The sequence below is a fragment of the Sporocytophaga sp. genome (assembly GCF_017745095.1).
Lineage (GTDB): Bacteria > Bacteroidota > Bacteroidia > Cytophagales > Cytophagaceae > Sporocytophaga.
The window spans coordinates 119,289-134,347 of record NZ_JAGHZZ010000003.1; the positions used below are offsets into that span (position 1 = coordinate 119,289).

General features: G+C 34.6%; 14 protein-coding genes. All 14 read right to left on the reverse strand.

Annotation, left to right across the window (positions count from 1 at the left end):
- Positions 1–5: 5 nt before the first annotated feature.
- Complete coding sequence (locus J7604_RS05700; protein ID WP_293892397.1) at positions 6–1,157, reverse strand: glycosyltransferase; 1,152 nt, start codon at positions 1,155–1,157, stop codon at positions 6–8.
- The gene (locus J7604_RS05705) at positions 1,154–2,227 is read right to left on the reverse strand and encodes a glycosyltransferase (protein WP_293892400.1); all 1,074 of its coding nucleotides are present in this window, start codon (positions 2,225–2,227) and stop codon (positions 1,154–1,156) included. The genes J7604_RS05700 and J7604_RS05705 overlap by 4 nt, the downstream gene beginning before the upstream one ends.
- Before the next feature lie 78 nt (positions 2,228–2,305).
- A complete protein-coding gene (locus J7604_RS05710; protein WP_293892403.1) occupies positions 2,306–3,661 on the reverse strand; it encodes a hypothetical protein in 1,356 nt (451 codons plus the stop codon).
- Between the two features lie 72 nt (positions 3,662–3,733).
- The gene (locus J7604_RS05715) at positions 3,734–4,963 is read right to left on the reverse strand and encodes a glycosyltransferase family 4 protein (protein ID WP_293892406.1); all 1,230 of its coding nucleotides are present in this window, start codon (positions 4,961–4,963) and stop codon (positions 3,734–3,736) included.
- Between the two features lie 3 nt (positions 4,964–4,966).
- The gene (locus J7604_RS05720; protein ID WP_293892409.1) at positions 4,967–5,989 is read right to left on the reverse strand and encodes a glycosyltransferase family 4 protein; all 1,023 of its coding nucleotides are present in this window, start codon (positions 5,987–5,989) and stop codon (positions 4,967–4,969) included.
- Entirely contained in the window at positions 5,986–6,828 is an 843-nt protein-coding gene (locus tag J7604_RS05725) for a hypothetical protein (RefSeq protein ID WP_293892412.1), read from the reverse strand. The genes J7604_RS05720 and J7604_RS05725 overlap by 4 nt, the downstream gene beginning before the upstream one ends.
- A 6-nt stretch (positions 6,829–6,834) precedes the next feature.
- On the reverse strand, positions 6,835–7,941 hold the full coding sequence (locus tag J7604_RS05730; RefSeq protein WP_293892415.1) for a hypothetical protein: 1,107 nt from the start codon (positions 7,939–7,941) through the stop codon (positions 6,835–6,837).
- 8 nt (positions 7,942–7,949) lie between these two features.
- Complete coding sequence (locus tag J7604_RS05735) at positions 7,950–9,068, reverse strand: acyltransferase (RefSeq protein ID WP_293892418.1); 1,119 nt, start codon at positions 9,066–9,068, stop codon at positions 7,950–7,952.
- 25 nt (positions 9,069–9,093) lie between these two features.
- The gene (locus J7604_RS05740) at positions 9,094–9,972 is read right to left on the reverse strand and encodes a glycosyltransferase family 2 protein (RefSeq protein ID WP_293892421.1); all 879 of its coding nucleotides are present in this window, start codon (positions 9,970–9,972) and stop codon (positions 9,094–9,096) included.
- A 66-nt stretch (positions 9,973–10,038) separates the two neighbouring features.
- On the reverse strand, positions 10,039–10,608 hold the full coding sequence (locus J7604_RS05745) for an acyltransferase (RefSeq protein WP_293892424.1): 570 nt from the start codon (positions 10,606–10,608) through the stop codon (positions 10,039–10,041).
- Between the two features lie 29 nt (positions 10,609–10,637).
- A complete protein-coding gene (locus J7604_RS05750; RefSeq protein ID WP_293892427.1) occupies positions 10,638–11,723 on the reverse strand; it encodes a glycosyltransferase family 4 protein in 1,086 nt (361 codons plus the stop codon).
- Positions 11,724–11,911: 188 nt separating this feature from the next.
- Entirely contained in the window at positions 11,912–12,757 is an 846-nt protein-coding gene (locus J7604_RS05755; protein ID WP_293892430.1) for a glycosyltransferase family 2 protein, read from the reverse strand.
- Positions 12,747–13,700 (reverse strand): hypothetical protein, encoded by a 954-nt coding sequence (locus tag J7604_RS05760; protein WP_293892433.1) that lies wholly within the window; start codon positions 13,698–13,700, stop codon positions 12,747–12,749. Before J7604_RS05760 ends, J7604_RS05755 begins: the two co-directional genes overlap by 11 nt.
- A 56-nt stretch (positions 13,701–13,756) precedes the next feature.
- Positions 13,757–15,049, reverse strand: a complete 1,293-nt coding sequence (locus J7604_RS05765) for a polysaccharide biosynthesis protein (RefSeq protein ID WP_293892436.1) — start codon at positions 15,047–15,049, stop codon at positions 13,757–13,759.
- Positions 15,050–15,059: the final 10 nt, after the last annotated feature.

The following is a 15,059-nucleotide window of genomic DNA, read 5'->3' on the forward strand; positions in this document are numbered from 1 at the left end:
GTTTCTTACTTATAAATCTCAATCATCTTGTTTGCAATATTTTCCCAGTCGAATTGAGCTGCAAACTTTTTTGCATTTAATTTCAGACTATCATTTTCAGTATTTAATAATTTAGACATAGCACAAATTAATTCTGGTTCTGTATTTGAAATCCAATCTCCACAATTATGATTAACGATGCCTTGCCAGGGTGTATAAATACTTGTAATAACTGGAGTCCCGGAAGCTAATGCTTCAGCCACAACTATTCCAAAATTTTCATTATAAGATGGCAATACGAACAAATCTCCCACTTGGAGAAATTTTATTTTATCTTCTTCATACAATGCAGGAAGTAAAAAAACTTCATCTTTAAGGTCTAATGCCTTAATAAGATTTTTTAGATTGCCCTTTTCACCTTCATCTTCTCCTGCAATTAATAATAGTAACTTTTGACTACTTTGTTCTGACAATTTCTTAAATGCCTTAATCAAAATATCAAACCCTTTCTTTTTATGCATCCTACTCATCCCAATGATGATCTTATCCGCAATGATTTTTTTGCCTACCACTTTTTCAAGAAAGGCTTCCTTCGAGATTGAAAGAGCTTTTGAGTATTCGTTTACATATATTCCAGCTGGAATAACTTCTATTTTTGCTTTAGGATAATGAGATAATATTTCTTTCCTTTCCTGTTCAGCTGTTGCATGCCAAATTACTTTGTTTGCGTAAGGCTTTATAAACGTATTCAGCCAGACTCTTTTAAAAGGCAATCCCTGATTAAGTATCCAGTCACCTAAAACTCCATGAGGTGACAAAATTATTTTCTTGTTTAATCGATTAGCCCAAAATAAAGCCACTGCAGTTGAAGAATTAAAAATCGCATTAATATGGACCACGTCAGATCTTTCAATATCCCTTTTAATATTAAAAAATAGAGGCAAGGAAAACCTGTTTAATAAAGTATCATGGTAATACCGTACAAACATTCCGTTATCTAACTCTATGGATTGCTTAGTATCTACTTCCAGATAGCCCTTCATATTTGTGTTAGTCGTTGAAACATGCACCTCTATTCCCTTTGCTGCAATAGATTTACATAAATCTAGTGAATAAAAAATCGTTCCTCCGAATGAAGTTGCAGGATAAAATGAGGGTATGATAAAGGAAAGCTTCATGTGTTCTGTATCAGTTCTAGAAATCTGTTTTTAAAATGAGCCGTTGTAAATTTCTCCTGATATCTCTTATATCCATTGAGACCATAGTTTTTAATCTTTTCTGGCTCTTCATCAATTTCCAGGAGCATTTTATAAAGCGTTTCGGGATCATTATCAGACAATAATCTTCCTGTTTCATAATCTGAAATTATTTCCTCAGCAGGCTGATTTGCGATACCAATACATGCTTTCTTAAAAAACATTGCTTCAAGAAATACTAACCCAAATCCTTCTCTAATACTTGGAAAAAATAGTGCAATTGACCTTGAATAAAAATTTATTAATTCGTTGTCGGAGACTTTTGTAAAAACATGTACCGAACCTTCTAGATCCAATTCTTTGATATAAGACTTCACTGCACCTTCATCATCACCATTGCCTATTATTGCTAATCTTAAACCCAGTTTATTATTTTTTTCGTAATACTTTTTAAAAGCTTTAATTAGCTCAAAATGGCCTTTATACCTATGTTCTTTCCAAAGTCTTGACACGAAAATACAAAATGGTCTTTCGCTATTAATCCATTCTGCATTATCCATATCGGTAATATTAGCCTTAAACGCTTCTGGTACTCCAGCTAAAAGGCAGACTTGTGTCTTATTTGCAAATGCTGAATTATTTTCTATAAATCTTTTAAAGGTGTAGTTTGAATTACAGAGCAACAAATCAGACCTAAGAAGACCTAGTTTATGCCTTCCTGTTACGCATTTCCAGGCCTCTTCGTCATGCAGAAACGTTACAACCTTTGTGGTAAGTATCTTCGGCATAAACGCCAGAATGCTAGCTATTCCTACGTGATCACAAACAACAAGTGATGGTCGTTTTCTAATTACGTAAGAAAAAACATCAAGCATAAATCTCTTTCTGTTATTATTAAAGTATGAAATTGAATTTTCAGAATGTCCGTTTCCATGAAGCGAAAATATCTTATCAAATTTGGTTGAATTATTTATAAGATTTGAAACTCGCGCAATCCCTCCTTTCCCAGGACGAAAGTCCATCGATAAAAGAATTCTATAACTTTTTACCATATAGTCTGTAACTTTTCAATCAAAAATTTCCGATTCCAATTACTTTAATTCATGATAATTACCACGAAAATTTTATTGTTAATGCGCCTCCGTCTTCAAACTGGAGAGCAGCAAACCTGCTGGAAAAACTGCAAAACCCAATGCAGTAGGCTGCGCCCACGTTCCCATCAGAACTAATGTCCCACAAAAACTGAATAGCAACCAGGGTAAATAATTCCCATGATTAATCATTTTCCATGCATTTACAAACATACTTGAAGCTAGGGCAAAACGCATAGCTATAGCAATAAAACCTAATAATATTCCCATCTCCCCAATCAAACGTCCCAATTCTCCTTCAGATATTAAAAAAACGCTTTTCCCTGTCAATAAATTTGCGCCTGCGTTTGTTCCCATCCCAAGGCCTGCACCCCAAAAGCCTATATCAATATCATTAGTTAATGCTGATAGAGACCCTCCAAGATATCTGTCAATCAAAGTCCCTTCCAATCCCCCTTCTACTTCCGAAGCTTTAGTATATCGATCAGTAAATGCCATCATTGCCGTTTGGAAAAAACTGAACATAGTTAATAAATAAAAGAGGATTGCACCACTCAAGAAAGCCCCCAAAATTTTAAAAAGAGTCTTGGGTCTTTTAGCAGTTGCAAATATGGAGAATATTGCAGTAACTATAACTTGAAAAAAAACACCTCTACTAATACTTAATGGTATGGCGGCAAGTAGGCAGAAAGATGCCAATAAGAGCAACCATTTAGGAATTTTCCCTTCATCATCCAGCCAAAAATAAAAAACAAAAACATTAACAAACCCAAAAAAAGAGGATAGTCCATTTGTAAATGAAAAGGTTCCTGGAACTCTGAAATATCCGCCTCCTCCGGTAAAGCCCGAACCTTCCATCTCACCTCCAATACCACGGTTTACCCACGCCGTCTGCGGACTAAAAAATTGAACTGCTACCAATAATGTCATTCCGATATGAATCCAGAGTAAGACCTTTCCCATCTTAACAACGTCACTTTTGTCGAATATTTGGGCGACTAAGAAAATCACAGGAAACTGTAAGAAAAAAATACGAAAGCCGTATAGCGCAACAATTGCATTTCCATGACCCCAAAATAAAGTTGTATAAAGGGATAGTGTGACTATAGTCCAGGCTAAAACAATGTATCCATTTACTTTAAATATTCCCTTCTGATAAGCTTTTACCAAAAGCCAGGCAACTAATGGATCTCTAATAATCAACAAAGGGGTAGAAAGGCTGGGCAAGACCCATTTGCGAAGAGCACCTTCAAATATGAGGAGTAGGAAATAAAGCCATACTCCTTGTTTTAACATAAACAAAGGGTCGGATTTTTTTCCTTCATGCAGCTGTACCTCCTCCTTTTTTAATTCAGGAGTAATAGAGGAAATCAATGAAGCTTTATTCGCTCGCATTTTTTATAGTTTTACTGTATTGAATTCTATTATCACTATTCCCAAAGTTGATGTTAATAGAAACAATAATAATTAATAATTTATAATGCATTCAGACAATTCCCGACCATAAACATGCCATGGGCGCTTTATCGCAGTTTCCATTGCTCCTTTTCCTACTGAAACAATCTTTCCTGGATTGTACAGCAACTCTTCCAATGCCTTAATTAAGGCGTCAGTAGAACCCGCCTCAATAATCCATCCGTTTTCTCCATTTTCGATCAAATCGGGACCTGCTGTGCGATCTGTAGTTATAACAGGCGTCCCCTGAGACATTGCTTCTGTTATGACTAGGCCAAATCCTTCAAAAAGAGACGGAAAGACCAGCACATCCTGCTCCCTCATAATTTTTAAAATATCCCCGTGAGATAAACTTGGTATCCATTTATGTTTACTCAAGGAGGCATTTAAAGGCTGGCAATCCTCCACAGGTCTCTGGCCAACTATAGTTAATTCAACTGCCGCACCTAAATAATCTGCTGCTTCAAACAAGTATGCAATACCCTTTCTTTGTGACAATCCCCCTACAAATAAAACCTTAAGAGATTTGTGGTGTCCATATTTCCTTGATTCTCCAACTGTCGGAAATCCATAAGGAATAATATCAACTTTTGCTAAATTTCCGGGGTAATCTTGAAGTGTTTTTGCAGTAAAAGTACTGGCTACAAAAATTCTATCTGCAAGTTTTAATTCTTTGTCTTTGTTAGATAGTTTCTCATCAGAGTCTTTAAACCCTGTGAGAGTCCCGGCCCATTCTGGCCATTTTTCCAACTCGGATTTCATTAGATTTCTTGCGGTCCTCCAATATCCAATCGGCAAATCATAATAACAACTCAAGCCTAAGTGCTTTGCAATGTCAAAAGAATGCAATGCTCCATCTTCATATGCATATACAGCACTGAAACCATTATTCTTTTTTATTAAAGTTTTAGCTACAATCTTATCTACCCTCCTGTAAACTGAATCTACACAAAAGAGGCCTTTTTCATGTTCAATAAGGGAAGAAAAACCAACCTTAGAAGAAATCAACCGGCCAATTTCCCAAAGAGGGGATGAATATGTTAAATCTTTTAAAGAAGGATCAAATACCCTTCTACCCATTTCAGAAAAGGGGCCTCTTAATCTGGACAATTTAAACAAAGGATCGTCTGGGAACACTGCAATTGACGTATGAAACTCATTCAATAATCCAGCCTCTTTCATTCCAACTGCCGCCGCCCTGACATTGGCATTCCCCGTCGGATGGGATAAAATTATTTTCATTTTTTATGTCCTTGCAGATTCAATAACTTCCAGATACTTTTGTGCGACGACCTCTGGCAAATGATTTCTTAAATGATTAACTGAATTACTTTTTAATTTCCCTCCTAGCTCTTCATCAGAATAAACCGCTTTCATCGTTTTAATCAAGTCATTCAGATTCCCTCGTTCGAATACTAAACCGGCATCTCCTACCGCGTCCGGTAATCCCCCTCCATTCGATACAATTGGAATACACCCACAAGCCATCCCCTCCAATGCTACATTTCCAAATGGCTCTTCCCATAAAGAGGGAACCAAAAGGAATTTATGTTCATTAATCGCTTTTACCAATGCTTCTCCTGTTAATGGTCCAGTAAAACAAATATTTGATTTCATCTCAAGTTGATTTACTAGTGAATTTAAACTGCCAAATTCAGGTCCATCTCCAATAATAGTCAAAGTAGTTTTTTCAACTGAGTCATTTTCTTTTATTATTGAATGCAAGGCTTTAATTGCAAGATCTGCTCCTTTGTCTGAAACTAATCTCCCAATAAATACAAAATCTTTCGACCTTTTCAAACCTAAATCTTTGAACAATCCGTTTCGAAATGGATTTCCAATAACTATAGCTCTGTTGCTTGAACGTTTTTGTACCGAATTACTAATCGCAATGATACCATTAGCGTATCGTAACCAATAAAGTTTCAAATAATCTTGCCAAGCCTTGCTACCGTCAATTCTTCGGATCCAGGTTCTTATTGCTACTACATTCTTTTTTCTTAGAATAAGTGCTGGCCAAGCTAAACGAATACAAGGGTTATTTTCAAATACTACATCCGCCCAGATATGCAACTTCAACAAGTTAAAAAAATCAGGATTTCGAATAACTTCAAATGGGAATTTTTTTGTGCTGTCTCGATCCTCTGTCCAGGTTACTACGATAACTTCATGTCCCTTTTTTTGGAATTCGAATGCTAATATTTCTGAATTTATCTCTATACCACCAATAAACGGGTAAAATTTATGTGTAATTAATAAAATCTTCATAGTGAAATATGGCGTTGGAATTGTTTTTTAATCCAATCCATTTTTCCAACATTTCTGGCTTGGTTAAAAATTGGATCATTTTCTTCATAACCACTTTTATAAACCGGATCTTGCCAATCCACAACTTTGTCTTTTAATCCAATTAAATGAATAGCAAAAGTTGTCTCATCAGGTCCCTTATAAGGATTTCGACAGATAAATTGATTAATATCCGGACAATCAATTCTCTTTTTACTTCTTCCAAACAATAATGCCCAACAAGACTGTTCTGAGAGCCAATTTATCTTTCTGACATCTGGCAATCCAAGATAGTATTCAATAAAATCCAAATCAAATTCATCTGTATGGTAGGAAAAATAACCAGAATTAAACTGTAAAGGTATTTTCCATTTGTATTTAAATAAGCCATCTCTGAGAGTAAATGATAATTTTATTCCATCAGTAATCAGATAGGTATTTTCTTTGCGTTGAAAATATGCTTCACATTTTTTTAGATAAAGTATATCCCCGTCTGTAAATATAAACCTAGGACTTTCGTTCATGGCCAATAATGGGACATCTAATAATTTAAATGCCAAAGGAAAACTTTCTCTATATCTAAGACAATTTGGATGTTTAGAAAGAATAGTTGTTATCAATTGTTCCCTTTGAGAACGCAGAATTACTGTTATTTTAGGAGAAATGGAGCGGACCTCATGGGCATTTTCTTCAGAAAAAGAACCGTCGTCAATAACAATAAGTTTTTGATCTTGAGATAAAAATTGTATAATCTTTGGCAATGTGATCTTCGCCATTTCTAAATCTCTCTTACACAAAAGAGTATATATATTAGGATTCATATTACTTCAAATAGTTTTCAATTGTGCCATAAATTGAACTGCGATATTAGATAACCTTTCTTCTGGTCCTAGCTTTTCAATTCGACGAACTGCTTCGTATAAATTGGAATAAATGATTTCCCTTCGAAAATCAAAATCCAGAAGATCATTTCCATTTAATTTGGGGAGCCAAACAGGCAAACCATGTTCAAGCATTGATATAGCAGAACCACTTTTTCCTAACAAATCAGGCTCAGATCGAGCAATCCCTACAGTTGCTCCATACTGCATTATGGAGCTTAGATCCTTTTCCTCCAAGAACCCTAAATCAATAATTTTAAATTTATCGGGTATTAGTTCCAATAATTTCTGGACAAAAATAGTTTTGTCTAAATTTTCATTGGTTGCTAATAAAAGTTCGCATGACACCCCGATGCCATATACAAATTCTACAATCTTGTTGATCAAAACATCTCTGAAGTCTGCTCTAGGTGAGACTCCAAAATAAAGTAATTTTATAGAATCAGAATTTGTAACTAAACAATCATGGGATATATCAGATGTAACAGGAATATTTCCAAACAATTCTAAAATAGAAGAAGATATTCCATTTTGAGTTAGCTTATTTTGATTTTTCTTGATTGAAACGTTTATAACCGAAGGCTTTATCTTTCTTACCAATGTAGCAATAATTTTTTGTTGCAAAATTGAAATTATCCTTTGCTTTAATGCACCTCGATTTTCTAACCATAGTTCGTGGAACATGATGTGCCAATTACAGCACTTATAGATTTTCTTAAGATCATTTACCAATTGATATGGTAATCCTCTGGATTGATATGCATATGGAACAAATTGGAGTGAGATATAGTCCGGTTTAAATTCTACAGCAAAGTTGTGGGCTATTTGTATCTTTTCATTCCTGGAAATAGTAGAGGAAAATCGCAAAACATCAATAGGAGTTTCACGGTCTAAATGAACCTCACGAATTGAGTTATTTACAAAATTATCATTTAATGCAATTATCTTCGCATTGTGTCCTATTCGGATTAACTCACCTGATAATCTCCTACAATAATCTCCTACCCCGTCTTTGCCCACTTCCAGAGATCCACTTAAAAACAATATTTTCAAAGTCAAATTTATTTATTACCCAACAATTCCTTTTTTATAAAAAAAGTCCGGACCTTTTCAAATCCATTATTTAGCATATTGGTCCAGAGCACCCTTTGAGAATCCAAAATCTTGCCGAGGAAAGAAACCACTATTAAAACTACCATCGATGCGATAGCCATATCTATATAATCATTTACCTTAATTCCAAACACTACCTTCCACAGTGATAAAAATGGAAAATGTAGAACATAAATCGGGAATGTCAGATCTGCTAATTTTCTGACCTTCTTGGCTAATTTATCTTTTTGGATCTTTTTTTCATCTTGAACAGGTATGAACCAAAGTCCAATTGACACGAGTACTCCAATAGTCCAATCAGTCACAAATTGAGCGGCAAAAACCAATGGAAATGTTCCAAGGGGGGCAGGAAATGACGGCATAAAAGAAACTACGATACCACAAATTCCAAAGAATAATATAACCAATAACCAGGACCAAATTGCTTTAATATTTATTGGTTTCAATTTATAGGAGAAATATCCCATAAACCATATTGGCATTAAGACCATAATTTTCGGCCCGGCACATAAAACTGCGACAATTGGTAGTATTATTCCTTTCCATCCTATACTTCTATAAAACCAAAATCCGAATATAAGATAATACCAACCTTCAAAACTAAGTGACCATAATGGTCCATTCATTCTGGGACCGGCGCACAAAAACCAAGTCTCATTCTGAAAAAAAAAAGTCAAAATATATCTTGGCCATGATAGTCCCCTTGAGTAATCAAGACTATGAATCTGAGGATCTAAAAGATAAATATTAAACTCTATTAAAGCTGTGATTAGAATTGCAGGTATGAGTACTGAATATAACCTACTGAGTCTGGCGATTGTGTATTGCCTCCACCCTCTGTTATTGGCAGTAGTAGTGTATCCGATTACATAGCCAGATAAAACAAAGAATACGACTACAGCTACGTGAGATAAATTTACTCCGGTAAAAATCTCTGATTTTGACTGAAACCAGATTTCATCTGCATGCACCCAAAATACAAGAAGAGCAGAACTCAGCCTCAAAAAATCAAGTACGATACTTATATTTGCTGAAATTGGCTTTACCTGACTTTGCTTGATATTCATTAGAATTTTATTACGAATAAATAGATCAGTTAAATGAAACTGAATTAATTATAATTTTTCTACCTTCCATTTTTTCCTTATACATTTCATTATTGGGTTTTACCATTAATAACCCCTTCAATAACACCCATTCGAAATATAATCTACTCAAAATTACTTTTTTTACAATGCTAGAAACCCCCAGTTTATTGTGTTTTTTTAATAACCTCCATCGGCTGTTATAAAACAATAATACCCTTTTATAATTAATCTGGTAGGAATTGCCGCCTTTATGAGAAACTGTTATGTCTGAATCATACTTTAAGATCCAATTTGAACGATGTATTCTCATACTTATATCATGGTCAGCATCTAATACAGGGAAATTTATTTCATCCAGATACTCCATGTCTTCAAGGCATTTTTTGCGAAAGGCAACGGCACAGGAATAAGGTAAAAGATTTCCTTTTTTACCATTTAGAAAACTTAACTTTGCTTCTAATTTTTGTCCCAACATTAACCCATATACATTGGGCTCATATCTAAAATTTCCAACGGGGCTCCCTTCGTCATCAACCGTAGCAAATCCAATACACCCTAATCGCTTATTCTTTCGAAAAGCATCAATGACTTTCCTTATAAATGATTCAATTGGGTAAGCGTCAGAATCTAGTAAGACAACAATATCTGAGCTTGCTTTTTTCAGTCCAACATTTACCGTTCCAGCATATCCTTTATTAGTAATATTTAAAACCTCCTTAACGATCGAATCATCAAATACATATGGATTTTTTTCTGGAGAACAATCATTTACAAAAATTATTTCATGAATTAAATCCTTATCAAACTTAATCAATGAATCTATATTTCGCTTTAACAAGTGCCATTGTCCATATACAGGAATTACAATAGAGACCTTATCCATAATTAAATCAAATTACCATACTTAAAACTTCAAACTGACCCATCTTAGGATTCTTTCAGTCAATCATTATTGACGAATCCCTATTCTTTTTGCAGGGACCCCTCCCCAAATTTCATTCGCGGGAACCGATTTGGTAACTACTGCTCCTGCAGCTATTACTGCTCCATCTCCAATTGTTACTCCTTTTAAAACGGTTACATTTGTGCCTAGCCATACATCTTCACCTATGCTTATAGCAGCCTTTACTGACTCCTGGGGGCCAATTCGCATTCCTAACTTTATGCCATGATCATGGTCAATAAAAGAACACCTTGATGCTATATTACTATATTTTCCAATATTGATACCAGAACTAATGTTGAACTCTGTATCAAAACCAATAAATACATTGTCTTCAATTACGATTGAAGGACCTTTTTCCCAAATTCCATCATATTTAAATTTGATCCCGGTTTCAAGAACACAATTACTTCCAATCGAAGTCTGATGCGGCCACGTAGTAAAGATAGAAGGCAATAAAGTATTCTTTCCTACCTGCATCCCTTGTAACAAATAATATTGAGTCCTTACTAATTTAAACAGAGGATTAAAATACCTATACCTAAGTACAAAAAAACACTTATGAATAAATTTCATAATGAATCCAATTTACTTTATAACGCATACTAGGAGTTTTTCAAGACAAAGTTAGCTACCTCATCTGACACCAATTTCCAATTAAAATTCTTCATTTTTTCTTTTGCGCTCAACCCAATTGTTTGACATAGTAGTGTATCTAAAACACAACGTTTAATTAATAAAGCAAGCTCTTCATGATTTCCAGGTTCAAAAAGCAAACCATCAATATCATTTGTAATTATATCTTTTTGTCCACAACAATTAGTCGTAATACAACATTTCCCTATTGCCATTGCCTGAAGTAAACTTAAAGGTTGTCCCTCTGAAAAACTGGGAAGTATGAATAATAAAGCTTGACTTAGCAATTTGACTTCCTCGTTCTGAACAAATCGAGGAACTACAGTGATAAATGAGTGCAAATATTCTGGCCAATCAGCTAATACTTCTTCTTTATTCTTAATAGTACCAATTAATAAATACTTTATTATAATATTTTCTTGATATAGTAAATTGGCAGCTTTTATTAGAGTATGTATACCCTTTCTTTCTATCCAGGTACCGTTAAAAACAATAGTATAACTAAAATTCTCCTCAATTTTAGCATCAATATCAGGAACGAAATTTACTCCATTCTTGAAAACAAATATATCTTCATTATTCCTTTTATACTTATACTTCACGTACTGACTATCATCACTATTAATTAGCAATAATTTATCTGCATGTTTCAGCCCTTTATCACAATTATGTAATCGCCATAATGGAAATAGGAGTCTCGTCTTATATGACGAAATCTGCTCCTTTAAATTGTTACTTTTAAAATTCTTATTTTCCCATGCACGCCTTTCCACTCCATGACTTTCCACAAAACAAGGAATGCCTCTATTTACAAATAACCCGGAAGTTGGTTCATGGGCAATGATTGCACGTGGATGGATGTTAAGGTTCTTAAAATATTTAAAAGCAGCATAGGGAAATAATCCTTTATGGGAAACATGCCCAACTTCCTTTGGACCAATATGAATGAAATTCATTCCAAAATCTTCAAACGCCTTTTTCCAATGCGTTTCAACTCTTCCCATCCCTGTCTCTAGAGAAATATCAACCTCTGAAATATGAACAATAGATTTCATTACCTCCAACTTTTCTGCAATTTTCTGACTGATTATTTTACTGTATATTCCTCTCTAAAATGTTCAAAATATTTAATAATCTTGATTCAACTCTGTCAATTCACTTTCAAGATATCCAACAACCTTTTCCCATTATATAAAATATCCATTAAACGGGTAAGATGTAGGAATTTAATTATCTCGTTCGATTACATTTTAGAACTTTCTAGTCTATATTTTTCAAATGCATTCAATAATATTCTAAATGAAATTTTGCCTTTGATTAATTCAAAAATTAATTGGGATGTTGTTGAATATACATTAAAGATAGAAACTTGATGTTTAAATGTTAGCATCAGCATGCAGAAGATTCTACATTCTTCAATTGTTTTATTCTGCAATTCAGAGGCTGTGGTTGCATAACTTTTATGAATTACAAAAGTAGATTGAATATGCTTTATGTTAAAGCCATTCTTTTTCAATCTTATTCCATATTCTAAATATAATATTCCAAATTTATAAGTCTCCAGATTTAAAACCTTGCTTTCAATCACAGACCTAGGATATATAGTTGCTCCGCATGAAATTCCAAAATATCCATTCATATCTGCAGGAACGCAAGAATATCCTTTGGGATGCAATTGTCCTGGTATAGGTGCCGGCAAGGATCTTTCTTCATTGGGAGGACAATATTCTCCAATCGTCCAAATTGCATCAGGGTCTCTTGCTATTGCATCAAAACACTCCTTCAAATGGTTTTCAGGGAATTCATGATCATCATCCATTGTCCTGATATGAGAGCCATTGCACTTTTCCGCCACAAAATTCCGATTTGCATATAATCCTTTTCTAGGACCTGTAAAATAAATACAATTATAAGATTTACATATCTCAATGTTCTGTTTAATCACAGAATCAATATCAGAATCATCTGACACCAATATTTCATAAGGTTGAATTGATTGCCCCTTTAGAGACTCAATAGCACTTTTCAAATTTTGAGAGCGATTCCTTGTCACCAAAGCAATAGATAATTTATAAAAATCAGACTCCATAAAATCTATTTAAGAGTGAATATATTTTTATAAGAATTTTTTTTCTCCTGATACTGTTTTTGGAATAACATTTAATCACACTGCCTTCGGCAAAATCCCAGTATAGTTTATGAACAGGCGCTATTTTTCGTCCTGAAATGAAAGTTTTAAAAAAATTGATATTCCATGGCTTGACACTCCCAGTAGCATGAAACATTGTCCAACCGCCTGGTACAAACCCCATTGCTTCAGGCCCCATTTCAGAAAGCGGCACATCGCAACACATTGCAGTAATATTTAGAGCGTCCTGATCCTGGGCCTGAAACGGATGTGTTCTATCTAATTTATGTTTCCATTGATTGTTTGCCAATTGAAAATGCGCCTTTCCAGTTTCAAATATTCTAACCCATGTATGCAAGAAAGACATATTGCCTCGGGAGACTCCTACAAACCCACCATTAAAATAGCTGTTAAGGTTATTATTAATTACTTTTAAACCGGCTTTATCAATTACATTTCGCCAAATTCCTCTAATGGGATGGTTACTAGGCATATCTAACAACGCTATTTCATGAACTAAAGCTACACCGAAACTGGCCCATTGTTGGTAAAAGTGCCAAGGTGCGGTATTAACAATATCAGGGTCAAAATAAAAAATAGATTCAGCATCTTTAGCAGGCCCCTCCCATAACTGAAGCATAAAATTAGGTTTATAATTTGTAAGGTGCCAATCAATTTCTAGTGGTAGAAAATGAATTTTGAAATCATTCGTCACTTCCAGTGTTGTTCCGCCATTCCAATCAGGGAATCGACTATTTTTTCCTGAAGAAACCCAATCAGGTAGCGTGCCTCGATATCCTGCATAAATGGCCCCCCGGAAACCATGTTTGTAAAGAGAATTTGCCAATGCAGCTACTCCATAATGATAATTCCCTTCAAACAAAGTACAAATAATTGATTGCATATATATTAATAAAAATTAGAGAGTTTCAGAACCTTTTTTCAATTGATTATCTGCGTTTATAACTTAAGTATCCTAAATATGCAGTAAGAGCCATTTAATAAAACCTGAACTGAGCATATAAAGATATTGAAAGTTAAAAACCCCTGAAGGGTTGATATATCTATTAGTAATAAACCTGATATAATAGACAAAATGCTTACGGGAATTGACACGAATGGACTTATTATCCATCCTCTGCATGTCAGTAATGAAAATGAAAGACCAGCAAATAGTACTAAGCAGCTTCCGATTATATTGAGGAATAATTCAATTTGTAAATTTGAATATTCACGACCTAATACCCATAACACCTCTTCCGGAAATAACCAAACTACTCCAATTATAGAGAGTAATAAAAAAAATAAACCCGTATGGAGTTGGATCGCACGGGATAAAAGTAACTTTTTATTTGCCTCCAGGCGCGCAAACCGGGGAACTGCAAGAGTAGTTAAAATAGTACCTACAAGACTAAGAATCATAGCTAATCGGCTTAGTGCTCCTATCTGTGCAACCGAATCTATAGATCCAAAGATTGAAATAAGCCAAATTGTAATCTGACCATAAAGGCAATAATAAACTGCTCCTGGAAGAATCCGCTTAACTATTACCAGCATTTCTTTTTGAACACCCTCATCTACTTTTTGATCCCAGTCTGCGTGCTCATCAGAAATTTTCCTCAATCCGATATTCGCCCAAATTTGGGATAGCCCTCCTGCCAATACTGCAATCCATGCAAAAGGGAAAAAAAACAATAAAATTGACAGTAATATTAAACGCAAAACATTTACACTTACTTGATTTTTCTGCAATGGCAGGATGTCTTGCCGAAGTTTAGGGGTAACCTGAAGCAATGAACCAGTAAGAGATGTAAAAAATGAAGGTATAAGCGCAGCAACAATTAGTAATGACATTTGCCATTTTATATCATGTTTATAAAACATATACATGAGTACAGGAACAGCAATAGCCAAACTTCCTATTGCAAATTTTCGTCGTAGACTTAATCCTGTAACTAAAACAGCACCCAATTTCCCTCTATCCCTCCATACTTGTCCTCCAAGAGCCATTACTCCAGATGAAATACCCCCGTCGGCAAGAAGTATCATTGTTCCCAGCATTGAATTTGCTAAGGTATATAATCCGTATTCCTGCGTTGACAATAATCTTATCACTAAAATTCCCGAAACAAACCCTATTGCTTGAATGATAATCTGAGCACTACCACTGATTGCAAGAAGTTTACTCCATTCAGTAACTTTTTGAAGAGAAAGATTATTTTCTCCTGAAAAACGATTAAATAGGACTTTCATTCGCATTTTT